The sequence below is a fragment of the Caulobacter sp. GW821-FHT11E11 genome (assembly GCF_058808315.1).
Window position 1 is genome coordinate 368,303 of record NZ_JBXARO010000002.1, and the last position, 21,931, is coordinate 390,233.

Below are 21,931 nucleotides of genomic sequence, written 5' to 3' on the forward strand. Positions count from 1 at the left end.
GGAGGGGTTCAATGTCAAAATGCAGGACATTATCCTGCGATATGGGATTTAAGCTTGCGCGCGGACCGAGCGCTGAAACTGAGCCGGCGTGCGGTCGTAGTGCTGCTTGAACGCGGCGCTGAAGTGGCTGTGGCTGGAGAAGCCCAGGTCCAGCGCCAGGTTGGTCAGGTGATCGTAGCGGTCCAAGAGGTCCAGCGCTCGGGCCAGGCGCAGCCGCAGTTGATACCGATACAGCGGCACGCCCTCGACCTGCTGGAAGACCTGGGTCAGGTAGACCGGCGAGACGCCGACCTCGTCTGCGATCTCGGCCAGGGTCCAGCGGCGACCGAGGTCAGAGGCCAGCACCAGCTTGGCGCGGTCCACCAACTTGGTGCGGCCCCAGCTACCGGCGCTGGCGTGTGAGGTCCGCTCGCCCAGGGCGCGGCGCACCAGGGTCAGCGACAGGGTCTCGGCCTCCAGGGTCTCGATCGTGCCGCGCGTCAGGCTGTGGCGCAGCAGGGCGACCAGGGCCTGGGCGCGGGGATCGATGCCGCGCCTTTGGGACTCAAAGGCGACCTCGGGACCGCCGCGCGTCTGGTCCTTCGGCGTCAGCTCGGCCAGCATGTCCGGGCTCAGCGACAACGACAGGCAGGCGTCGCCGCCGTCGACCGGGTGACTGACCCGGAAGCCTTCGTCGCCATTGAAGAACATTACCTGGTTGGGCTCGGCCACGGCATCGCGGTCGCCGCCCAAGTGGTGCATGAAGACGCCGCGATAGGGGAACACCAGGTGCGCGCCGTGGGCGCATTCCTCGCCGCTCTTGTGCCGGCACGCGCCGTCGCAGACCACGTCGTACAGCGACACGGTGGGCGTATCGAGCAGGTGCTGGACGGCGTATCCGCTCATCGGATCCTCACGCGACCTTCCACAGCAGTCGCGCTTCCTCGGCGACGATATGGGGATACTCCTCGGGGAAGAACAGCTTGGCTTCCGCGATCCGGCGGATGTTTTCCACGCGCGGCAGGGTCCGGGCCAGGTACTCGCCGTCCGCCGGCGGGAAGATCGGGTCGCTCTGACCCCAGATGATCCGCACGGGGATGTCCAGCTGGCGCAACGAGGCCTCGACGCCGGCCAGCGGATTGGGCTTCAGGCCCAGGGCGTAGCGATTGGCCAGGTCCTTGCGCTCGACCGACTGCAGGATAGGGCCGAGATATTGCTTCAGCGCCGCGTCGGTCGGGTGGGCCGGGTTGCTGAAACACATGCCGCCCAGGCCGTCGGGCGCGCGGGCCTTGGTCGGGTCCTTCAGCCAGGGATCCAGCCAGGCGTCGGGCCAGATTCCCATCTCGGCCAGCTCGAACACCGGGGTCAGGGCCGGCGGCGGGCTGTTGGTCTCGACATCGCAATTGGTCAGCAGCAACGAGCGCACGCGCTTGGTGTGGCTGACGGCGAACAGTTGCGCCACCGCGCCGCCGCTGTCGTTGGCGATCAGATCGACGGTGTCGACACCCAGGGCGTCGAGGAAGGCGATAAGCATCTTCGCCTGGTCGGCGGGGGTCACGGACTTGCCCGGCAGCACTTCGGTGAAGCCCAGGCCCATGGAGTCCGGCGCCAGGCAGCGGCGATGCTGCTCGAGCCGGTCGATGGCGCCCCGCCACTGGAAGCTGCTCAGCGGAAAGCCGTGCAAGAACAGGGCGACGGGGCCGGTCCCGCGATCGATATAGGCCGTGCGGCCATAGGGCGTGACCTGGAAGCGGCGCTCGCGGGTCCAGCGCTCGGCGGCCTTGGCGTCATAGGCGGCGTCCAGCTGGTCGGCGCGGGCCTCAAGGCTCGACAGGGTCATGGCGACGAGACAGGTCGAGGCGGTCAGCCAGCGGCGGCGGGTCATGGCGGTGGTCATTGGGCTCGGGCTTCCAGGGCGTTGATGGCGGCCTGGGCTTCTCCCAAGGCCAGGGCGCATTCCGTGCAGCAGACCTCGACGGCCCGGCCGCCGAGGGTGACGGCGATGATGTCGGTCTCCAGCTCACAGTCGCAGGCGGCGCAGGTCTTCGCGTCCATAGGGGGCTCCTTGGATTGTCCCCTGAGGGGATGTCTTGAAAGGACGTGATCGGGGGCGACGGACGTGGAACGGCCAGGGCGATCGCGACGACCCGGCTCCGGTCGATCCGCTACGTCGCGGCTAGGTCATCAGAGGAATGGCAATCCGGTGGGGTTGTTGACCCGTCTGATAGACCTCAGGCGGGCGCCGCTTCGCTGTCGGATTCTTTAGCGATCGTCGCTTCGGGCTTGGTCATGCGCCACAGCACCAGGCCGATGCCGCCCAGGACCAGCTCGCGCAGGCGGCGCAGCAGCGATAGGGCCAGGGCCTGGTCGGGTGTCAGGCCCAGCGCGCCGCCCAGCAGCAGGTAGCCGCCTTCCTGCACGCCCAGGGCGCCAGGGATGGCGAAGCCGACGACCTTGGCCGTCTGGGCCAGGCCCTCGACGATCAAAGCCTGCAGCAGGGTAGGATTGAGGCCAAGGGCCCACATCGAGACATAGGTCTCGAACGCGCCGGCGATCCAGGCGGCCAGGTGCCAGGCCCAGGACGCGAACAGGTTGTTGCGCTGGCGGCCGATGACGCGGAAGGCCTCGCCCAGTTCGCCGACCCGGCCGGCCAGGGCGGTCCAACGCTGCGAGAACTGGCCCAGGCGCCGGCCGACACCGGCCCTGTGGGCGACGTAGGCCGCCGCGATAATGGCCAGGATGATGCCGACCAGGGCCAGGCCCGCCTGGGCCAGGCGCGGGTCGTGCAGGGTGACCATGGCGACGATCAGGCTGGTCAGCACGAACATGACCAGGCCCACCGTGCCGGCCAGGACGTCGACGATGCAGCTGGCCGTGGCCTCGGCCAGGGTCAGGCCGTTGCGGGCCGACAGCTTGGCGCGCACGACGTCGCCGCCGACCTGGGCGACGGGCAGCAGCGCGTTGACCGCCTCCTTGATGAAGCGCACGCGGAACAGGAACGACAGGGACGGGCGGCGGTCGGGCGGCAGCAGCACCTCCCAGCTGACCGTGGCCAGGAAGGTCACCGGCAGGTGGGCCAGGATGACGATCACCACCTGCCAGCCGACCTGGGCCACCAGCTCGCGCACCGCGCCGGCGCCATGGGTGGCCAGCATGATCGCTAGCAGCCCGACGCCGATGGTCAGCAGCCAACCCCTGAGCGCGGAGGGTTTCTTGGCCGCCTCTGTCTTCGTGCTTGTTTCTGGCGTCATGCCGCCGAGCGCGCGCGCTGGGCCGGGGCGGCGCCCAGATCGCGATAGACGTCCAGCACCGAGGCGCAGATGGCGTTCCAGTCGTAGCGGGCGCTGGAGACGCGGGCCGCGCGACCCAGGCGCAGGCGGCGCATCGGCTCGTTGACCAGGGCCACGATCGCCGCGGCATAGGCTTTGGCGTCCGCGCGTTGCGTCAGTACGCCGTCCTTGCCGTCGGCGATCAGGGCGCTGGTACTGGGCGCGCGCGGGCACAGCACGGCCAGGCCGGCGGCCATGCCTTCCAGCGTGGCGTTGCCGAAGGCCTCGGTCAGGCTGGGATTGAACAGCACGTCGGCGTTGGACACCGCGCGGCCCAGGGCCTCGCCGTCCAGGTGACCGGTAAAGATGGCTTCGGGCAGACGCTCCTCCAGGAAGCTGCGGGCCGGGCCGTCGCCGATAATCAGCGGCCGGATCGGCTGGCCGCGCAGGTTGACCATGGTTTCGGCGAGGACGTCCAGGCCCTTCTCCATGACCAGGCGGCCCAGGAAGGCGACGACGATCTCGTTGTCGGCGATGCCTTGCGCGCGGCGCCACTCGGCGTCACGGCGGGCGGGGGAGAAGCGGTCGCGATCGACGCCGCGGCCCCAGACCTCGACGCGCTCGCCCAGGCCTTGCTCGTGCAGCAGGTCCGCGATGGGCGCATTGGGAGCCAGCACGCGGTCGCAGCCGCGATAGAAGGTGTCCAGATACCGCTCGGCGCTCGAGCGCAGCCAGTCCAGGCCATAATAGGAGAGGTAGGTCTCAAACCGCGTGTGCAGGCTGGCGACCAGCGGCAGGCCGTGGCGGCGCGCCCACTTGCCGGCTTGCGAGCCCAACAGGTCGGGGGCCGAGAGATGGACGGCGGTCGGATTGAACTCGGCGAGGTCGGCGCGCAGGGCGCGGTTCAGGCCCAGGGCCAGGCGATATTCTCCGCGACCGGGGATCGCCACCGACGGGGCCGAGACCAGTTCGCCGGCCGGTTCGAAGGCGGGCGTGTCGGTGGTCGGCGAGTAGACGCGGACCTGCGCGCCCTGGCCGATCAGATAGGCGGCGAGGCGATTGAGCGCCTGGTTCGAGCCGTCTCGCGTGTAGTTGTAGTTCCCGGAAAATAGCGCCAGGCGCAGGCCCCGGGCCGGTTTTTCCTCAGCAAACTGACGAATTGATCTTTCCGCGAGCTGCACGACGCCTCCGTTGGTTACGCTCCGAGGCCCCCGCCCAATCCTCCGTATGACAATGGCCATATGGTGGGATGGTTCAGTTTCCGGAAGGGGCGCTTGTGTCGGCGAACGGACAATCGTCGGGCCAAGGTGAACCCAAGCTGAACCATAGGATGTGTGAAGCGACGACGGCTGGAACGCGGCCCCGGCGTCACCCGTTGGACGCGGTTTGTCGAAAAAGCGCGGGGAGGGCTTGCACCGCGACGTCATGACCGGCTTTGACAGGCCGCGCGCACTTGCCGTAGGGCGGGTTCGTGCGCAGTTATGCGCTCGCGGCCGCCAGGGTCGTGGTCCAACGATTCCTAGAGGGGCGAATTTCAGCCCCTATCCAGCGAGATTTCGAAACGTCATGCAGCCGGTCAAGACCCTTATCCTCAGCGCCGGCCAGGGCAAGCGACTGTCGCCTCTGACCGACGACCGGCCCAAGTGCCTGGTCGAGCTGGCCGGCAAGACGGTGCTGGAATGGCAGCTGCGTCACCTGCATCAGGCGGGCGTGACCGAGGCGGTGGTGGTCACCGGCTTCCGCGCCGATCTGGTCGAGGCCGAGGTCGCGCGCCTGGCGCTGCCGGGCATGAGCGTCCGCACGCTCTACAACCCGTTCTACAGCGTGACCGACAACCTCGCGACCTGCTGGCTGGCGCGCGAGGAGATGCGCGGCGGGCCGTTCATGATCCTCAACGGCGACACCCTGTTCGAGCCGGGCATCGCCGAGCGCCTGATCAGCGCCCCGGACGCGCCGATCACCGTGACGGTCGACCGCAAGGATGACGGCGTCTACGACAGCGACGACATGAAGGTGCTGACCGACGGCGAGGTCCTGCGCGCCATCGGCAAGACGATCACCGAGTACGACGCGGAGTCGATCGGCTTCCTGCGCTTCAACGAAGAAGGCTCGGCGCTGTTCATCGAGACGCTGGAAGCGATCATGCGCACGCCGGAGGGCCTGAAGCGCTGGTACCTGAGCGTCATCAACGAGATCGCCCAGAACCACGACGTCGTGCGCGTGCGCTCGATCCAGGGCCTGGAGTGGGCCGAGATGGACTTCCCGGAAGACCTGGTGGGCAACCGGGAACTGACGGCGAAGTGGGCGGCCAAGGAAGCCGCAGCGGTCTAGTCTGAGGTCAGCTTCCCCATGTGTACGCAATGTTGTACAGGTGGGGGATGCGAACCACGTCCTACAGCGATCTGCGCAAGAACCTCGCGGCGACGATCGACGCCGTGACGAATGATCACGAGCCGATCGTCATCACGCGCGACAAGGGCCGCCCGGCGGCGGTGCTGATGTCGATCGAGGACTTCGCCTCCTACGAGGAGACCCGCTACCTGCTCCGCAGTCCCGCGAACGCCGAACGCCTGCTGCAGTCGGTCGGCGAGCTCGAAGGCGGCGGCGGTGACGAGCGCGATCTGGCGGAATGAAGCTGATCTTCAGCGAGCAGGCATGGGAGGACTACCTGTATTGGCAGTCCCAGGACGCCAAGCTCGTCATGCGGATCAATAGCCTGATCAAGGAATGTCTGCGCACGCCCTTCCAGGGCACGGGCAAGCCCGAACCGCTGCGCGGACCGCTGGCTGGCTGGTGGTCTCGCCGGATCAACCAGGAGCACCGCCTGGTCTATCGTCCCACCGAGGACGGCTTGCTGATCGCGCAGTGCCGCTACCACTACTAGCCATGGCTATTGGGGCGGCGCCTCGCCCACCAACTCCCGAACCAGATCCAGGTCCGACGGCTTGTCGACATCGACAGCCGCCAGGCCGTCGTGCGCGCGTACGGCTGCGGCCTTGACGTTGGCCAGCTTGCCCAGCTTCAGCACGGCCTGGTCCAGGGTCAGCCAGTTCAGCAGGTAGCGGATCAGGAACGACGGCCCCAGCATGGCGGCGATCTTCCAGGGCTGCTTGCGCAGCGCCTCGACCTTGCGCCAGACGTGGACGACGTTCAGGGCGTTCTCGGTGCGCAGTAGGAACAGGTTGCAGCCCGAATAGCGGCCGTCCTGGAAGCGCAGATAGGTGCGCTTGGTCTGTGGCGCGGCGGCCTGGACACGTTCCTCGGGGGCCAGCAGCACGGCGACGTCGGCCCAGTCGGGCGTGTCGGCCAGGAATTGGGTGATCCACTCCGGCTTCAGCAGCGCATGATCGACGGTGGTGACCAGCAGCGGGAAGCCCAGTTCTCGCGCGGCGTTCTCGACGCTCTGGCTGGGACCCGAAGCGGTCGGCAGGACGACGACCCTGGCGCCGGCCAGGGCGGCCTTGATCGCTTCGTCGTTGGCCGCGACACCGATCGTCTCGGCGTTTGCCCCCCTGACCGCGTCCAGCACGCGGCTGAGCAGGGTCTTGCCCTCCAGGGTGATCAGGCCCTTGTGCGTGACCCCGGCATAGGCGGCGGCCGGATCGACCTCACCGCCGCGTGAGCCGGCCAGGATCAGGGCCTTGAAGCCGCTCAAAGCGCCTTCTCGTAGATGCGGTAGGTCTTGTAGTGCGTGCCGCCGACGTTCTCGGCGATGTGGCACATGGCCTTGTTGGCCTCCAACACCCACGAGATCTCGTAGCGATTGTAGCCCAGGCTCATCGCCATATCGCGGCTGGCCTTCATCATCCAGAACGGCAGCATGCGGCCGCGCTGGGTGGTCTGGAACTTCTTCTTCACGCCCATCAGCGGGATGCGGGCCGACTTCACGCCCTTGACCTTCAGGCGCCACAGCAGCTTGGCCCAGCCGAACGGCAGGAGCTTGCCCTTCAGGTCGGCGATGGCCTCGTTGACGTTGGGCAGGAAGACCACGACGCCGGCGGCCTCGCCATCGATCTCGGCGAACCAGATCAGGCGCTTGTCGATCACCTGCTTGAGCGCCTTGCCCAGCTGAGCGGTCTCGGCCTCGGTGGTGGCGGTGAAGCCCCAGTTATCGGACCAGGCGTCGTTCAGGATCTCGGTCAGGGTGACGACTTCCTGGTCGTAGCGCTTCATGTCCAGCTGGCGCAGCACCACGCCCGAGGGCAGGCCGCGCTTGACCCGGCGCTGGGCGATCTCGGGGATGTCGCCGGTCTCGTCGGCCTTGTAGGCAAAGACGTCCTGGGCCTTGGCGTAGCCCTGTTCCTCGACGCGCTTGCCCGTATAGGCCGGGTCGTGGCCCATCAGGATCATCGGCGGCGTGTCGAAGCCCCAGACCAACAGGCCGACCTCTTCGTTGATCGACAGGTTGAACGGGCCGACCACGTGGGTGCGGCCGCGGGCGCGCAGCCAGTCCTCGGCGGCGCGGAACAGCACCTGGAACACCGCCTGATCGTCCTCGGCGGCGATCATGCCGAAGTGACCGTCCAGGCGGCCCGGCGTCGGCTGCGGGGTTAGCTGGTCGATCTGGGCGCTGATCCGACCCACGTCACGGCCGCCGCGCGTGGCCAGGAACAGCTGGACCTCGGCGTGGGCGAAGAACGGGTTGGTCTTGGGCGTCAGGGCCTCGGTGCGCTCCATGAACAGCGGCGTGATCCAGTTGGGATCCTTGGCGTTCAGGCGGGCGGGCAGGGCGATGAAGCGCTTCAGCTCGTCCGGCGTCGAGACGGGAATGACGTGCAGGTCGGCGTTCGCGGAGTCGAAAGGCATCACCCCTCCAGGGCCAAGAAGGTGCGAACGGCCAATGCGCCGAAGATCGCGGGGGCGGCCCAGACGGCCAGGATCGGGGACAGGGAGCCGGACTCACCGAGCGCGGTCAGCATGCCGTTGGCCACGAGGAACACGAGGCCGGCGGCCAGGCCACCGGTCAGCAGGACGGCTCCTTGGCCGCTGCGGAAGTTGGCCAGGGCCACGGGCGCGCTCAGCAGCAGCATGACCAGCGATACGAACGGGCCGGCGAACGCTGCCTGCAGGTGGGTGGCGTAGAAGCTCTCCGGCCGGTCGGAGGCGCCGTTCTGCAGGGCGCGCTGGGCCGAGGCGGCGGTCGGCGCGGCGTCGTCGCCGAACAGGCCCTGCACGTCGCGCGGCCGCAAGCCGCTGGGCCAGCTCGTGGAGGCGGCCGTCGAGGTTTGGGCCAGGTCGCCGGTGAAGCGGGTGGTCTTGGGCTGGTCCAGGGTCCAGGCGCCGTTGGCATAGTGGGCCTTCGCCGCCTCGACCTTCTCCATCAGGATGCCCTTGGGATCACGCCGGAAGATGGTGACGCTATAGATCTCGCGGCCGCTGACCGAGGCGCTGGCCCCGATGACCAGGTCGGCGCCGGCCCGGAAGGTGCGCGGCGTGGGGACCTTGCGTTCGGCGACGGGGGTCGTGTTCTTCCACCAGTCGGCCAGGGCAGGGTCGGCGCGCGGGGCCAGATACTGGCCGCACAAGGCGTCTAGAAGCATCACCACCACGGCGGCGGGCACGGCCATGCCGACGATGCGATAGCCCGAGATGCCGGTGGCGCGCATGGCGACGACGGCGCTCTCGCGGGCCAGGCCCGAGAACGCGAACAGGCCGCCGGCCAGCACCGCGATCGGGGCGACCTGCTCGAATAGGCGCGGCAGGCGCATGAACGCGTAATAGGCCACGCCGGCCATCCCCAGGCCCCGGTCGAGGATGTCGGGCGTCACGTCCAGCAGGTCCAGCACCTGCAGGATGGCCATCAGGATCAGCGCCGCGCCCAGGATATGGCTGGCGATGGTCCGCAGGACGTAGAGCTGCAGTCTCATGCGGCTTGTCGCTTCTTTGGCAGGGGCAGGGCGCGAACGATGTTCGCCACGATCTTGTTGACGCGGCGGACCGTGCGCGAGACCGGGGTGTCGCCCGGTCGCGTGCGGCTACCCACGAACAGCCAGACGGCCAAGGCCGCGAAGACGGTGAACGGGACCCAGATGGCCGGGAACGGCGCGATCTTGCCGGCCTTGGCCAGGCCCTGGCCCATCAGCAGCGAGTGCTGGAAGGCCAGCAGCAGGAGGCCCGCCATCACCAGACCCGGCGCGCGATTGCCGCGCTTGGAGGCCAGGCCCAGCGGGAAGGCTAGCAGTGGCAGGAACGGCAGGAAGATGGCTCGCGCCCAGCGACCGTAGAACTCGCTGAGCAGGTTCGCTTTGGACACGACCGGGTTCGGCGAATGGGCCTGCTTGTACAGCTCGCCCAGGGTCAGCTCACGCTCGTCGCTGCCGCGATCGCGCAGGAGAACGGCGGCGGCGGACAGCGGCGTCTGGGTGGTCAGGCTGTCGAAGGCCAGGTTGCGGTACTGGCCGTTGACGTCGTGGGCGATCCGGCGGCCGTCCTTGAGGTCCATGGTGATGGTCTTGCCGCCGGCGTCCATCTTCAGGTCGGCCGAGGCGGCGGTGATGATCTCTTCCTGGCCGCGCGCGTCCAGGCGGCGGATGAACACCCGCGTCAGCCGCTGGCCGGCCAGGTCGGCGCTGTCGGCGGTCAGCAGCGAGCCCTTGTCGTCGATGAAGGCCCCGCCCGCCAGGCGTCCGTTCCAGCCGGCGTTGATCGCCGCGTGCATGACGGCGCGATAGGCGTAGCGGCTGTAGGGCTGCATGTAGCCGAACACGCCGACGCTGAAGACGCTGAGGAACACGGCGACGAGCAGGAACGGCGCGGCGATGCGCTCCAGCGACTGGCCGCTGGCCAGCAGGGCGTCGATTTCAGAGCCGTCCGACAGCTTGGTGATGACGATGAACAGCGCCACGAAGAACGCGACGGGCAGGGCCAGGCCCAGATAGTGCGGCACTAGGTTGGCGGCCAACTGGGTGACGTAGCCGAAGCGGGCGCTGCTCTGGGACAGCACGTCCAGCAGGCGCAGGACGCGCTCGAGCAGCAGGGCGACGACCGTGACGCCCAGGCACCCCACCAGCGGCCAGACCAGCAGGCGCAGCAGGTAGCGGTCTATCAGGCGCACGGGCCCGGTGGTCAGGTCCTTGGCGCTCACGCGACGACCCAGGCTTGGGCGAAATCCTGCGCCAGGCGCGCGACGGCCTCGTCCGACAGGGCCGCGGCCGAGCCCAGGGCGGGGGCCGCGGGCCAGCCGGCGTCAGGGAAAGACTGCCCTTCATGCTCGCGAACGCCCTCGTAGCGCGGAAGCACGTGGAAATGGACGTCTTTGTCGACCATCATCAGCATGAGGTAATTGATCTTCTCGTAGGCGATCTTGGCTTTCAGAAGGCGCTCGATCCCGGCCACCGCGACCTGCAGGTCGGCGAAGGCGGCGGGACTCACGTCGGAGAACGCCTGGACAGCTTCCTTGCACACCAGGACCAAAGACCCAAATGTCGGTTGCTTCGGACGAACCAGAATCAGCCAATGAGCGGTCTCCGCAACCTTCGAAGCGGGATAGCCGAACGCCAGGGCGGTGGGATTGGTCATGAGAAAGCCGGAACTTCAGGCCGATATCGCCTGCGGTAACAATAAGGACGCGGCCTTTTAGATGAAAGTACGTTCCGTTCTCGTCGGCGTAATGTTCGCGATGGTCGCGACGGCGGGAAACGCGCGCGCCGAGGGCATGGCCCGGGCGCTGGTCGACAAGGAGTGCGTCGGCCGCAAGACCGCCACCCGGCTGACCGTGCAGGTGGGCGCGCTGCGCTCGAACGCCGGCGACGTGGTGATCGTGGTCTATCCGGGGGATCCCAGCCGCTTCCTGAGTTCGCGCGGCAAGATCGGTCGCGCCAAGATCAAGACCTCTGCCCCGATGAGCCAGGCCTGTTTCTTCCTGCCTTCGCCGGAGGACGCCTACGCGGTGGCGGTCTATCACGACGCCGACGGCAACGGTGATCTCAGCCGCAGCCCGGCCGGCATGCCCACGGAAGGCTACGGTTTTTCGAACGACGCCCCGACCAAGTTCGCCTCGCCATCGTTCGACGCGGTGCGCTTCGGCGTGAAGCCTGTCGGCGAGACGACCATCCGCGTGAAGGTCCGCTACCCGTCTAGCCGCTGATGTCGGCCAGGCTGTAGCGACCAAGCTCGACCAGGCCGTCCTGGTCCAGCGTGATGCCGCGCGCCACGACGCGGATGTGGCGATCTTCGATCTCGATCATGTGCCAGCGGGCCGGTGAGTGACCCGTGGGCTGGGCTGAGGCCGACGGCACGCCCAGCACCGGGATGGCCGCGCCGTTCGGGCCGGGCACCGAGCCGATCAGCGACTCGTGGGCGTGGCCGTGCAGGACGAGGTCGGCGCCGCGCCTGGCCAGGATCGCGCGCAACTCGGCCTGGTCTTCCAGCTGCTTGCGCTTGGCCACCGCGCCCTTGTGCGGCGGGTGGTGCAGCACGACCAGGCGGAAGAGGCCGGCATAGGCGGAATCACCCAGCAGGGCGTCCAGGCGCTGCAGTTGTTCCTCGCCCAGGCGTCCGGTGGCCAGGTGTGGAGCCGTGCGGACGGCAGAGCACAGGTTGAAGATCGCCACGGGGCCGCGCAGTCGCACCTGGGGGAAGCGGGTCTCGCCCGCATCGCCCAGCCAGGGCGTCCAGGTCGCGAAGCGTTCGGCGCCGCCCCGGCCGGCCAGGGCGTCGTGATTGCCGGGGCTGACGGTGAAGTCGGCCGGGTTTCCCAGCGATTCCAGCCACGTGCGCGCGGCCGCGATCTCCGTACGCGAAGCAAAGTTGGTGAGGTCGCCGCTGATCACCACATGATCGGGCGAAACGGCCTTGAGGTCGGCGACCAGCGTCGCCAGCACATCGGGCCGGTGGACCTTGCGTTTCCGACGCCAGGCGATGCGGCTTAGCAGCCGCTTGGTGAAGACGTCCTTCCACCGAAACGCGCCCGGCGGGGGCGGCAGGTGGGGGTCGGAGAGGTGCGCGATGCGGTATATGGACAAGACGGTTCGGGTCGTTCTGGTCGAAGCGGGCGAAGCTGCGTATCAATCGGGTCGAGATTCAAGGGGTATAACTGTCTTTGGGTAGTGAAATTCAAAACGGGCCGCGCGCTCTGACCGTCGGCGAGGCTGGCGGTCGTATCTGGGGCATGAGCTCGCCCGAGCGCCTGTCGCGCATCTATCGCCGCCTGGGCCTGGTCGAGACGCCGGCCGTGGACCTGTCGAACGCCGTGGTCGCGGTCGACGCCGGCTGGGTGTTCGACGAGTCGCTGATCAAGGCTCTGGCCGGCCGCGAGGGCGCGGTGCTGGTCGATGACGTCGGCCGCGCCGTGGCCGTGCATGCGCCCGCCGACCTGGCCTATGCCGCGACTGAAGCGCTGAACGCCGGCCAGGATCCGTCGGGACTGGACCCGCGTCTGGTGCGCCTGACCGCGCTTGAGCTGGGCTCGGCCTACAACAGCGCCCTGCGCAAGCGTGAGCCGCCGGTGCTGGAGCGCCTGACGCCGGAGACAGTCCGGGCCGTCGAGAAGCGCCTGTTCCAGGGCTCGTACAAGGGCGTCACCGACTTCGTCACCAAGTACGTCTGGCCGACGCCGGCCCGGATCGTCACCCGCTGGGCCGCGATCGCCAAGATGACGCCGAACCAGGTGACCTTCCTCGGCTTTCTGCTGACCCTGGCCGCCACCTGGCTGTTCTGGCACGGCCAGTTCGGCTGGGGGCTGGTCTGCGCCTGGATCATGACTTTCCTCGACACCGTCGACGGCAAGCTGGCCCGCGTGACCCTGACTTCGTCCAAATGGGGCAACGTCTTCGACCACGGCATCGACCTCTTGCATCCGCCGTTCTGGTGGTGGGCGTGGTTCGTCGGCGTGTATGCGGTCGGCCAGTCGATCCCCTATGCCGGCCTCAGCCTGGCCATCGTCGTCGGCGGCTATGTCGCCCAGCGGGTGGAGGAGGGGATCTTCCTGTCCCTATTCAAGCTGGAGATGCACGCCTGGCGGCCGTTCGACAGCTTCTTCCGCCTGATCACGGCGCGCCGGAATCCGAACCTGCTCCTGATGACGGCCTGCGTCCTCGTGGGCCGTCCGGACGTCGGCTTCACCCTGGTGGCTATCTGGACCGCCGTGTGCTTCATCGTACACGCCGTCCAGATTCTACAGGGGCTGGCCGCACCGAAGGGCTCGATCCAGTCTTGGCTGTCGAAATGACGCGTATCGGGGTCGTCCGCAATCCGAAGAGCCACGGCAACCGGCTGCATCCGCCTGGGCCCACGCCCGAGGGCGTGATCCTGGTCGAGCCGTTCGGTCGCGACGCCCTGCGGACGGCGCTGGAGGACTTCGCGCGCGACGGCCTGGACCTGCTGGTCATCGACGGCGGCGACGGCACCGTGCGCGACGTCATCAGCCTGCTACCTCACACCTTCGGCGAGAACCTGCCGATGCTGGCGGTGCTGCCCTCGGGCAAGACCAACGTGCTGGCCATCGACCTGGGCACCCCCGACGACTGGCGGCTGGAGGAGGCCCTGATCGCCGCCCGCCGGTCCGAGCCGACGGTCAAGTCGCGCCCGCCGCTGCGGGTCAGCTGGGACGACGGCCGCCGGCCCTGCCTGCAGGGCTTCTTCTTCGGTGTCGGGGCCCCGGTGAAGGCCACCACCCTGGCCCAGCGGGTCCACAAGGTCGGCTTCTTCCATAACCTGGCGGTGGCCGTGACCATCGTCACCGCCGCCTTGCGCGCCGTGTTCGGCGGCAGCCGCGACGAGTGGCGCGAGGGCGTGCCGGCCCAGATCTCCCTGGACGGCGAGGCCCAGCCCGAGGGCGAGCGCTTCGCGGTGCTGGCCACGGCCCTTAAGCGCCTGCCGTTCGGCGTCATGCCCTTTGGCGCGCCGCGCGAGGGCTTGAAGCTGCTGGACGTCGATGCGCCTCCGCACCGCCTGCTGAAGGCCTTCCCGATGGTGCTGAGCGGCAGGGTCGTGCCGGCGCTGGAAGGCATGGGCTATCGCCGTCGCGACCCGCGCGAGATCAGCCTGGCCGGTGGCGCGCCGTTCGTGCTGGACGGCGAGGTGTTCGAGGGCGGCGCGCTGACGATCGGCCTGGGCCCAGCCTTGAGGTTCCTGGTCGGATGAGCCGCCTTCGCGACCTGGTCGCGGCCGAGCTCTCCGTTTCGACCCCCGCGCCGATCACCGCCTTCGCCGAGCACCTGGCGACGATCTTCCCGGACGCGCGGGCGGTGCTGTTCTACGGATCGATCCTGCGGACCGGCGACCTATCCGGCGTGCTGGACTACTACGTCCTGACCGAGCGGCCGCCCACGGGCTGGCGGGGATTCTTCACGCGCATCCTGTGGCCGGACGTCAGCTATCATGAGCTGGCCGTCGACGGAGAGGTGCTGCGGGCCAAGGTCGCCTCGATGACCTTGAGCCAGTTTCGCAAGACCGCTGGCGGCGGCGACTACGACACCACCATCTGGGCCCGCTTCGTCCAGCCTTGCGCCCTGATCTGGGCTGGGGAGGGCGCGCGGGACGCCGTGATCGACGCGGTGACCGACGCTTGCCGTACGGCCGCCCGCTACGCCCAGGCCCTGGGGCCGGTCGACGGCGCGCCACAGGCTTTGTGGACCGCGCTGTTCCAGGAGACCTACAAGGCCGAACTGCGGGTCGAGAAGGCTGGCCGCGAGGTCTCGATCCTGACCTTCGATCCGGGCCGCTACGACCGCGTCATGGAGGCCGTGCAGGCCGACCAGGGCGGGCCGCTGGAGACTGGTCAGCGCGCGAGCACCCGCAAGGCCTGGACGCCGCGCAAGCTGCTGGGCAAGCCGCTGAACGCCGCCCGGCTGATGAAGGCGTCCTTCACCTTCCAGGGCGCGGCGCGCTACGCGGCTTGGAAGATAGAACGGCACACTGGAGTGGCGGTCGAGGTCACGCCCTGGCGCGAGCGCCATCCGATCCTCGCTGCGCCCGGGGTGCTGATGAAGGTCTGGAAAAGCCGTCGCAGGGCCTAGGACAAACAAAAACGCCCGGGGCTGAACCCCGGGCGTTTTCGTTTAGCAATGGGAGCGTTGTCAGGCGCGAGCGCGCTTGAGGGGCTCGATGACGCCCAGGGCCGCGCCGATTTCGGCGAAGGCGCTGAGGACGGCGTCGATCTGTTCGTCGGTGTGAGCGGCGCTGACGCTGGCGCGCAGCAGCGGACGGCTGTCCGGCGTTGCGGGCGGCAGGGCCAGGTTCAGGTAGACGCCGGCCTGCAGCAGGCCGTTCCACATGGCGATGGCGCGTTCCTGGTCCGGGATGGTCGTGGCGACCACCGGGCTGGCCGTCGGGCCGGTGTGGAAGCCCATGGCGGTCAGGCCGTCGTACAGGCGCTTGGCGTTGCGGTTCAGGCGGTCGCGCAGCTCAGGCTGTTCGACCATGCGACGCAGGGCGGTGATGGTCGAGGCGACCACGGCCGGCGGCAGCGAGGCGGTGAACATGTAGGGACGGCAGACGACGCGCATGACGTCGAAGTCGTCCAGGTTCGAGACGCAGAAGCCGCCGATGGCGCCCAGGCTCTTGGAGAAGGTGCCGACGATGAAGTCGACGTCGTCTTCCACGCCGGCCGCCTCGGCCAGGCCGCGACCGGTCGCGCCCAGCACGCCCATCGAGTGGGCTTCGTCGACCAGCAGGTAGCCGCCCAGCTCACGCTTCACGGCGGCGATTTCCTTGAGCGGCGCGACATCGCCGATCATCGAATAGACGCCTTCGACCACGATCAGGCGCTCGCCGGGCGCATCGCCCAGGCGACGCAGGCGCTTGGCCAGGTCTTCGGGGTCGTTGTGGCGGAAGCGGATGACCTCGGCATGGCCCAGGCGCGAGCCGTCGTAGATCGAGGCGTGGCTGTCGGCGTCGAGGATCAGGTGGTCGCCTCGACCCACCAGGGTCGAGAGCACGCCCAGATTGGCCTGGTAGCCGGTCGTGAAGACCATGGCGTGCTTGCGGCCGTAGAACTTGGCCAGTTCGGTCTCGAGCTCGACGTGAGCCTCGAACGAACCATTGGCGATGCGCGAGCCGGTCGTGCCGGTGCCGCGCTCCTGGACGGCCTTCACCGAGGCGTCGATCGCCTGCTGGTCGAAGGTCAGGCCCAGGTAGTTGTTGGTGCCCAGCAGGATGGTGCGGCGGCCTTCGACGACACCCTCGGTCGGCGAGGTGACGGCGTCGAAGCGGACCTTGAACGGGTCGGCCCCGGCGTCCTGGATGGCCTTGTACGCGTCGCGATAGGCCAGGTGCTTATCAAACAGCCCCATCAGTTAAGCCCTAGTCCGGAGATCGTTGATCAGTTTGGAAAGATCGCCAGCGGTCTCGACAGAGGCCAGGCGATCGAGGGGAATGGAGATGTCGAAGGTGTCTTCGAGCTCCATGATGATGTTCATGAGGGCCAGGGAGTCCACGGCGAGGTCGCGGCCAATATGCGATTCCGCACGCACCTCGACAGGCCGTCCCAGAACCTTGGTCGTCGCTACCCCGATCTCGCGCAAGCTGAGATCCGTCACCGTTTCCATTCTAAATCAAACCTCCGGGAGCCCCACCCGTGACACTACTGTAACGGCGAGTCTGTCAGATTTCCGCCATATTCGAATCAGGCGCCGATATTTTCAGGCAACCAGCCCTCTGTCCGGTACCAATCGACGGTGTGAGCAAACCCATCGATCAGGCCGAACAGGCTGGGTACTCCCTCCGCCATCGGAGCGCTAGATAGTGACCAATCGGCGTGAAGCAACTCCTTGACCTTGCCGGAACCGAACACCGAGGGCGTTTTGGTCGCGTAAGACCAAGCATCCGCAAGGATTCCGGCCAAAATCAGCACCTTGTCGGGAAGCCTTGCCAGGCGCGGGGTTGCGCCCATTGTCGCACCCGCGGCGCTCATGATTTCCGCCCAGGTGTAACCGTCGCGCCGCACATCCGATAGCTCTACGAGGCCCGAAATCGGCTTTTTGCAATAGTTCGCAAGCTTGGCCGCCGCGTCCTGGACGTGGATCATGGCGATCCGGGTGTCGGGCGACAGCACCGGCAGGACCGGACTTTTGGCGGCGATCTTGAACAGGGCCAGGGTTTCGGTGTCGCCGGGGCCGTAGATGGCCGGCGGGCGCACGACCAGGGCGTCGGGCAGGACCTCGCGCACGGCGTCCTCGCCGGCCCGCTTGCTGGCGGCGTAGTTCGAGAGCTGAGGCTCGCGCGCAGCCAGGCTGGAGACCAGGATGAACCGGGCGTTGGCAGCTTTCGCGGCCAGGGCCACGGCGCGGGCCCCGTCGCGATTGACGATGTTGAAGCCATCCAGCGAGCCAGCCTTGATCAGGCCGGCTACGTGGATCACGACTTCCGCGCCCTGACACAGGCGATCCAGCGCACCCGGGGACTTCAGGTCGCCGACGACGACCTCGACCTCGATATCGCGCCAGAACGGATGGACCGGGTCACGGCGCACCAGGACGCGCGGCGTCCAGCCGTCCCGGGCCAGGGCGCGGACCAGGTGACGGCCCAGGAAGCCCGTGGCGCCGGTGACGGCGACGACGCGGTTAGTCACCGTAGTTCCCGGCCAGATAGGCGACCTTGGCCTTCGAGCGGCTGAGCTTGCCAGACGAGGTCTGGGGCAGGGCGTGGGCGCCGACCAGCTTCACCTTGGCGTCGACGCCGTGGCGGGTGCGCAGCAGGGTGGATACCTGTTCGACCAGGGCCGCGCGGGTGTCGGCGTCGCCGCCGCGGGCCTGGACCAGCACCACGATCTGGTCTTCCGGCTCGGCCGGAATGGCGAAGGCGCAGACGTCGCCGCTGCGCAGGCCGTCGATCTCGTGATCGGCGGTCCACTCCAGGTCCTGCGGCCAGATGTTGCGGCCGTTCAGGATGATCAGGTCCTTGGCGCGACCGGTGATGACGATCTCGTCCTCGATCTTGAAGCCCAGGTCGCCGGTGTCCAGCCAGCCGTCGGCCGACAGCACGCGGGCGGTCTCGTCCGGATTGGCGAAGTAGGCGCTCATGATGGAGGGCCCCTTGGCGAAGATGCGGCCGACGCCGCGCTCGGGCAGGACCGCGCCGTTCTCGTCGCGCACTTCCAGGAAGTGGTCGGGCAGGGCGGGGCCGCAGCGGGCGAAGTCGCGGGCGCGCTCGGAGCCTTCCGGCGCATCGACGGCCAGGCTGTCGCGCTCCAGGCGCTCGACGTCCAGGGTCTCGGCGCGCAGGCCCTTGCCCAGCGGGGCCATCGACAGGGCCAGGGTCGCCTCGGCCATGCCGTAGCTGGCCACGAAGGCCTTGGGCGAGAAGCCGGCGGGCTCGAAGGCCTCGACGAAGGCCTTTAGCGGCGGCATGCGGATCATGTCGCCGCCGAGGCCGGCGTTGCGCCAGCGCGAGAGGTCGTAATTGTCCAGCGGCTGGCCCTGCACGCGACGGGCGCACAACTCGTAGCCGAAGGTCGGGCTGTAGGCGATCGTCGCGCCGTTGCGGCCGATCAGGTCGATCCACAGCAGAGGACGACGCACGAAGGCGCCGGTGGGCAGCAGGTCGACCGTCATCTGGCAGGACAGCGGGGCCAGCAAGAAGCCGATCAGGCCCATGTCGTGATAGAGCGGCAGCCACGAGATGGCGCGGTCGCTGGGCTCGACCTGCAGGCCGTCGCGGGTGATCGCCACGCAGTTGGCCATCAGGGCCTTGTGCAGGACGAGGACGCCGGTCGGGGTGCGGGTGCTGCCCGACGAGAACTGCAGGTAGCAGGGGTCTTCCGGCTTGATCGTGGGCAGCTGCGCGCCGCCGTCTTCGGGCAGGTCGGCCAGGACGCCAGCGAAGTCCAGGCCGGCGCGCTCGCCGATCTCGGCCACCCAGTCCTTCAGGCCCACCGGACCGATCAGGATCTTGGCCTTGGCGGACTTGGCCAGGTTGGTGATCTGCTCGATATAGGCCGCGCGGCCGCCCAGCGGGGTCGGCAGGGCCATCGGCGCGGGCAGCAGGCCGGCATACTGGCAGGCGAAGAAGGCGCGCACGAAGTCGGCGTCGGTCTCGGCCAGCAGGGCCACGCTGTCGCCGACCTTCGCCCCCGTGGCTAGCAGGCGGCGAGCCAGCACGACGGCGTCGTCACGCAGCTTGGCGTAGGGGATGGCCTCGACCAGCTCACCGCGCAGCGAATACAGGTTGACGCCCGTCTCGCCGGTCGCGGCGAAATCGAGGGCCTGGGTCAGGGTCGGGAAGTCGGCGAACCGGACAGTACGCTCAGACGCCGTGGGGGTGATCATAGGATAGTCTTTCATCGTCTTTGTCGGTGCGCGCGGAGCCTTCCTCCGTCGCGAGTCGGGCGAGCCTGTGACGCGCCATGAAATACATGCCGGCCGCCATCGCCAAAGCGGACGCAACCAGGGCGGCGCCTGCTCCGGTCAGGCCGAAGGCGTGGATCAGCGGAACCAGGGCCGCCAGATAGGCCACGACGACCACCAGGCGAACGGCCAGAGCAGCGCCGGCGGCGCGCATCGAGACCAGCATCGGCTCCAGCGGCAGGGACAGGATGGCGATGGCCGCGGCGGCCACCTGCCAGTTCATGACTCCAGCGGCGCCGCCGAACGCCTTGCCCATCACGATTTCCAGGATCCATCGTCCGGCGACCAGGCTGACCAGCAGCAGCACGCCAGCCGCGGCGCCGCCGATCAGGCCGATCTGCATGGCCAGTTTGGTCATGGCCTGCTGACCGCCCGTCGTGCGCATCTTGGCCAGTTCGGGATACATAGCCGGCACCATCAGGCGGGCCGGCTTGGCCATGCCGTCTGCCACCTGCTTGCCGATCCGCCAGTAGGCCGCCTGCACCGGGCCCAGCATGGCGCCGACCACCAGGGTCAGCACGTGGGTGAAGCCGACATCGACGGTGCTGGAGAAGTTGGTGGCCATGGCGAAGCGCCAGACGCCGGGCAGACCTTGGCTGGTCGGACCCGCCAGGGTGAAGCCCTGCAGCAGGCCGCGCTTGTTCAGATCCCAGATGGCGATGGCGGCGATGTAGAAGAATGAGGCGAAGGTGCCGGCCGCCCAGGCCAGCAGGAACCACTGGATCGGCGCGTTGGTCACGGCGCAGATCGCGCAGCCGACCATCCGCACCAGCGAGCTGACCGCCTGCTGGGCCGCCAGGAAGCGGAAACGGTCGAACAGGCGCAGCAAACCGACGCCCGTGGCCGAGGTCATCACCCCGATCGACAGGGCGTACAGCGCGCCATAGCCCATCATGTCGGCCGGCCATTGCAGCTGGCGCCAGAACAGGAAGGCGCCGGCCACGCCCAGGGCGGTGCCCAGGACGCCGCTGATCAGGTCCAGCAGCAGCGACAGGCGCAGCACCTGATGGAACTTGGGCTTGTCACCGTCCATCGCCGGTTCGGCGCCGTAGGTGATCAGGGTCTGCCAAGACTGGAAGTGCGCCACCTCGCCCAGGAACTGAGCGAAGGCGTTGACCAGCACGACGACGCCCATGGCTTCCTTGCCCAGGCTGCGGGCGGTCAGGGCGATATAGGCCAGGCCGACGACGGCGTTGACCACGCGGCCGCTCAGCAGCTCGCCGGCGTTGCTCAGCACCTTCCTCAACGGAGAGACAGGTGGCGCGGCGTCGGTCATGCCGCGCGTTCCAGCTTGTCGACGATGGCGCGGGCCGCGCGGACCGAGGCGGGCGTGTTGCTGACGTCGAAGGTCTCGTCGATGCCCCAGGTCTGGGTCTCGCGATACTCCTCGTGGGTCGCGAAGGCCTGGTCCAGGCCCGGGCCCAGATGCTCGACGCTCTCCAGCACCGGGCCGTACAGCCAGTGGTGGAAGCTGGGATCACCGCACCAGGCCGCGCCGCTGCTGTTGAGGAACAGGCATGGCTTGGGCGTACGCAGGAACTCGTAGACCTGGCTGGAGACGTCGCCCAGATAGAGGTCGGCGGCCTTGGTGTAGGTCATGTCCGCCGCCGCCGGCCCGCCCAGGTCGACATGGATGCGGGGATTTTCGGCGAAGCTCTTGAACGCCGCGCGCTCTTCCATCGAGGCGGTCTCGAACAGCCGGATGTGCGGGGCGAAGATCAGGTTGTAGCGGTCGTTGGCCGCGAAGAACTCCAGCACCTGCTTGCCCCATTTGGGCCAGGAGCCGAGCTCGGTGTGGAAGTGCGGATTGTACAGCACCACCGGACCGGGGTGGTCGAAGCGCGGGATCTCGCGCTGGGGCAGTTCGTCGACCAGGTCGAACTTGGGATAGCCGACCATGGCGCAGGTGTCTTCGGTGACCCACCCCTCGCCGATCATGCGGTCGTACTGCTTGCGACCGGCGGCCATGACCAGGTCGAACACCTTCAGGCGCGGCTCGAACGGGCCTTCGCGGTCACCGGCCCCGTGCTGGGTATAGACCAACAGCGGATGGCGCACGCCGATGCGGCGGAGCAGGGCGGTGGTGCGCTCAGGCGTGATCACCGCGTCGTAGCGGGCCAGGCGCAGGGCGTTGGCGATTAGCATCGGCGCCTTGGGCGGGGCGCCGCTCTTGCTCAGGCGACGCAGCCAGGTCGGCGGCAGCAGGACGAGCTCGATCGGCGCGCCGCCCAGCTCGGCGATCAGGCCGGCGACATAGTCCAGCAGGTCGGGCGTGGTCGTGGCGATCTCGACCTTGATGGCCGGCCAGCGCCGAGCCATGGCGACGGCCACCGACAGGCTGTGCCAGACCTGATGGTGTTGCGCGATGTAGAGGAAGCAGACGCGTTTGCCGGCGGCCAC

General features: G+C 68.4%; 24 protein-coding genes. 7 read left to right on the forward strand and 17 right to left on the reverse strand.

Annotated elements, in window-relative coordinates; genetic code table 11:
• Window positions 1-48: 48 nt before the first annotated feature.
• The 5 genes from AC1RR5_RS05745 to AC1RR5_RS05765 all read right to left on the reverse strand — a co-directional run bounded on the left by AC1RR5_RS05745 (window position 49) and on the right by AC1RR5_RS05765 (window position 4,429).
• The gene (locus AC1RR5_RS05745) at window positions 49-885 is read right to left on the reverse strand and encodes a helix-turn-helix transcriptional regulator (RefSeq protein ID WP_492920144.1); all 837 of its coding nucleotides are present in this window, start codon (window positions 883-885) and stop codon (window positions 49-51) included.
• Window positions 886-892: 7 nt separating this feature from the next.
• Window positions 893-1,876, reverse strand: a complete 984-nt coding sequence (locus AC1RR5_RS05750; RefSeq protein WP_492920145.1) for an alpha/beta fold hydrolase — start codon at window positions 1,874-1,876, stop codon at window positions 893-895.
• On the reverse strand, window positions 1,873-2,034 hold the full coding sequence (locus AC1RR5_RS05755) for a hypothetical protein (RefSeq protein ID WP_492920147.1): 162 nt from the start codon (window positions 2,032-2,034) through the stop codon (window positions 1,873-1,875). Before AC1RR5_RS05755 ends, AC1RR5_RS05750 begins: the two co-directional genes overlap by 4 nt.
• A 176-nt stretch (window positions 2,035-2,210) precedes the next feature.
• On the reverse strand, window positions 2,211-3,230 hold the full coding sequence (locus AC1RR5_RS05760) for a flippase-like domain-containing protein (protein WP_492920148.1): 1,020 nt from the start codon (window positions 3,228-3,230) through the stop codon (window positions 2,211-2,213).
• A complete protein-coding gene (locus tag AC1RR5_RS05765; protein ID WP_492920149.1) occupies window positions 3,227-4,429 on the reverse strand; it encodes a glycosyltransferase family 4 protein in 1,203 nt (400 codons plus the stop codon). Before AC1RR5_RS05765 ends, AC1RR5_RS05760 begins: the two co-directional genes overlap by 4 nt.
• 385 nt (window positions 4,430-4,814) lie before the next feature.
• Here AC1RR5_RS05765 and AC1RR5_RS05770 point away from each other — a divergent pair, with 385 nt between their 5' ends.
• From AC1RR5_RS05770 to AC1RR5_RS05780, 3 genes are read left to right on the forward strand one after another with little or no spacing between them, the layout of a single operon-like run.
• Window positions 4,815-5,579, forward strand: a complete 765-nt coding sequence (locus AC1RR5_RS05770; protein WP_492920151.1) for a phosphocholine cytidylyltransferase family protein — start codon at window positions 4,815-4,817, stop codon at window positions 5,577-5,579.
• A gap of 47 nt (window positions 5,580-5,626) precedes the next feature.
• Window positions 5,627-5,881 carry a type II toxin-antitoxin system Phd/YefM family antitoxin gene (locus tag AC1RR5_RS05775; protein WP_492920153.1) on the forward strand — a complete coding sequence of 85 codons (255 nt, stop codon included), beginning with the start codon at window positions 5,627-5,629 and terminating at the stop codon, window positions 5,879-5,881.
• Complete coding sequence (locus tag AC1RR5_RS05780) at window positions 5,878-6,132, forward strand: Txe/YoeB family addiction module toxin (protein WP_492920154.1); 255 nt, start codon at window positions 5,878-5,880, stop codon at window positions 6,130-6,132. Before AC1RR5_RS05775 ends, AC1RR5_RS05780 begins: the two co-directional genes overlap by 4 nt.
• 6 nt (window positions 6,133-6,138) lie before the next feature.
• On the opposite strand, the gene AC1RR5_RS05785 is transcribed toward AC1RR5_RS05780, so the two are convergent.
• The 5 genes from AC1RR5_RS05785 to AC1RR5_RS05805 are packed head-to-tail and all read right to left on the reverse strand — an operon-like array spanning window position 6,139 to window position 10,766.
• Window positions 6,139-6,996 carry a nucleotidyltransferase family protein gene (locus tag AC1RR5_RS05785; RefSeq protein WP_492920156.1) on the reverse strand — a complete coding sequence of 286 codons (858 nt, stop codon included), beginning with the start codon at window positions 6,994-6,996 and terminating at the stop codon, window positions 6,139-6,141.
• On the reverse strand, window positions 6,900-8,054 hold the full coding sequence (gene bcerS / locus AC1RR5_RS05790) for a ceramide synthase (protein ID WP_492920157.1): 1,155 nt from the start codon (window positions 8,052-8,054) through the stop codon (window positions 6,900-6,902). Before bcerS ends, AC1RR5_RS05785 begins: the two co-directional genes overlap by 97 nt.
• On the reverse strand, window positions 8,054-9,115 hold the full coding sequence (locus AC1RR5_RS05795) for an LptF/LptG family permease (RefSeq protein ID WP_492920159.1): 1,062 nt from the start codon (window positions 9,113-9,115) through the stop codon (window positions 8,054-8,056). Before AC1RR5_RS05795 ends, bcerS begins: the two co-directional genes overlap by 1 nt.
• Window positions 9,112-10,332 carry an LptF/LptG family permease gene (locus AC1RR5_RS05800; RefSeq protein WP_492920161.1) on the reverse strand — a complete coding sequence of 407 codons (1,221 nt, stop codon included), beginning with the start codon at window positions 10,330-10,332 and terminating at the stop codon, window positions 9,112-9,114. Before AC1RR5_RS05800 ends, AC1RR5_RS05795 begins: the two co-directional genes overlap by 4 nt.
• Window positions 10,329-10,766 (reverse strand): HIT family protein, encoded by a 438-nt coding sequence (locus AC1RR5_RS05805; protein WP_492920163.1) that lies wholly within the window; start codon window positions 10,764-10,766, stop codon window positions 10,329-10,331. The genes AC1RR5_RS05800 and AC1RR5_RS05805 overlap by 4 nt, the downstream gene beginning before the upstream one ends.
• Window positions 10,767-10,827: 61 nt before the next feature.
• On the opposite strand from AC1RR5_RS05805, the gene AC1RR5_RS05810 reads away from it, so the two are divergent.
• Window positions 10,828-11,334: a DUF2141 domain-containing protein gene (locus tag AC1RR5_RS05810; protein WP_492920164.1), complete on the forward strand. Its 507-nt coding sequence runs from the start codon at window positions 10,828-10,830 to the stop codon at window positions 11,332-11,334.
• On the opposite strand, the gene AC1RR5_RS05815 is transcribed toward AC1RR5_RS05810, so the two are convergent.
• Window positions 11,324-12,211 carry a metallophosphoesterase family protein gene (locus AC1RR5_RS05815; RefSeq protein ID WP_492920166.1) on the reverse strand — a complete coding sequence of 296 codons (888 nt, stop codon included), beginning with the start codon at window positions 12,209-12,211 and terminating at the stop codon, window positions 11,324-11,326. The genes AC1RR5_RS05810 and AC1RR5_RS05815 overlap by 11 nt on opposite strands.
• Window positions 12,212-12,288: 77 nt before the next feature.
• On the opposite strand from AC1RR5_RS05815, the gene AC1RR5_RS05820 reads away from it, so the two are divergent.
• The 3 genes from AC1RR5_RS05820 to AC1RR5_RS05830 are packed head-to-tail and all read left to right on the forward strand — an operon-like array spanning window position 12,289 to window position 15,205.
• Window positions 12,289-13,416: a CDP-alcohol phosphatidyltransferase family protein gene (locus tag AC1RR5_RS05820; RefSeq protein ID WP_492920168.1), complete on the forward strand. Its 1,128-nt coding sequence runs from the start codon at window positions 12,289-12,291 to the stop codon at window positions 13,414-13,416.
• The gene (locus AC1RR5_RS05825) at window positions 13,335-14,330 is read left to right on the forward strand and encodes a diacylglycerol/lipid kinase family protein (RefSeq protein WP_492920170.1); all 996 of its coding nucleotides are present in this window, start codon (window positions 13,335-13,337) and stop codon (window positions 14,328-14,330) included. The genes AC1RR5_RS05820 and AC1RR5_RS05825 overlap by 82 nt, the downstream gene beginning before the upstream one ends.
• Window positions 14,327-15,205 carry a hypothetical protein gene (locus AC1RR5_RS05830; RefSeq protein ID WP_492920172.1) on the forward strand — a complete coding sequence of 293 codons (879 nt, stop codon included), beginning with the start codon at window positions 14,327-14,329 and terminating at the stop codon, window positions 15,203-15,205. Before AC1RR5_RS05825 ends, AC1RR5_RS05830 begins: the two co-directional genes overlap by 4 nt.
• Window positions 15,206-15,265: 60 nt before the next feature.
• Here the strand turns inward: AC1RR5_RS05830 and spt are convergent, their stop codons facing one another.
• The 6 genes from spt to AC1RR5_RS05860 all read right to left on the reverse strand — a co-directional run bounded on the left by spt (window position 15,266) and on the right by AC1RR5_RS05860 (window position 21,931).
• The gene (spt, locus tag AC1RR5_RS05835) at window positions 15,266-16,480 is read right to left on the reverse strand and encodes a serine palmitoyltransferase (protein ID WP_492920174.1); all 1,215 of its coding nucleotides are present in this window, start codon (window positions 16,478-16,480) and stop codon (window positions 15,266-15,268) included.
• A gap of 3 nt (window positions 16,481-16,483) precedes the next feature.
• The gene (locus AC1RR5_RS05840) at window positions 16,484-16,735 is read right to left on the reverse strand and encodes an acyl carrier protein (RefSeq protein ID WP_492082211.1); all 252 of its coding nucleotides are present in this window, start codon (window positions 16,733-16,735) and stop codon (window positions 16,484-16,486) included.
• Between the two features lie 77 nt (window positions 16,736-16,812).
• Entirely contained in the window at window positions 16,813-17,757 is a 945-nt protein-coding gene (gene cerR / locus AC1RR5_RS05845) for a ceramide reductase (protein WP_492920176.1), read from the reverse strand.
• Window positions 17,750-19,468 carry a fatty acyl-AMP ligase gene (locus tag AC1RR5_RS05850; protein ID WP_492920178.1) on the reverse strand — a complete coding sequence of 573 codons (1,719 nt, stop codon included), beginning with the start codon at window positions 19,466-19,468 and terminating at the stop codon, window positions 17,750-17,752. Before AC1RR5_RS05850 ends, cerR begins: the two co-directional genes overlap by 8 nt.
• Window positions 19,431-20,807, reverse strand: a complete 1,377-nt coding sequence (locus AC1RR5_RS05855; protein WP_492920180.1) for a lipopolysaccharide biosynthesis protein — start codon at window positions 20,805-20,807, stop codon at window positions 19,431-19,433. The genes AC1RR5_RS05850 and AC1RR5_RS05855 overlap by 38 nt, the downstream gene beginning before the upstream one ends.
• On the reverse strand, window positions 20,804-21,931 hold the full coding sequence (locus tag AC1RR5_RS05860) for a CDP-glycerol glycerophosphotransferase family protein (protein WP_492920181.1): 1,128 nt from the start codon (window positions 21,929-21,931) through the stop codon (window positions 20,804-20,806). The genes AC1RR5_RS05855 and AC1RR5_RS05860 overlap by 4 nt, the downstream gene beginning before the upstream one ends.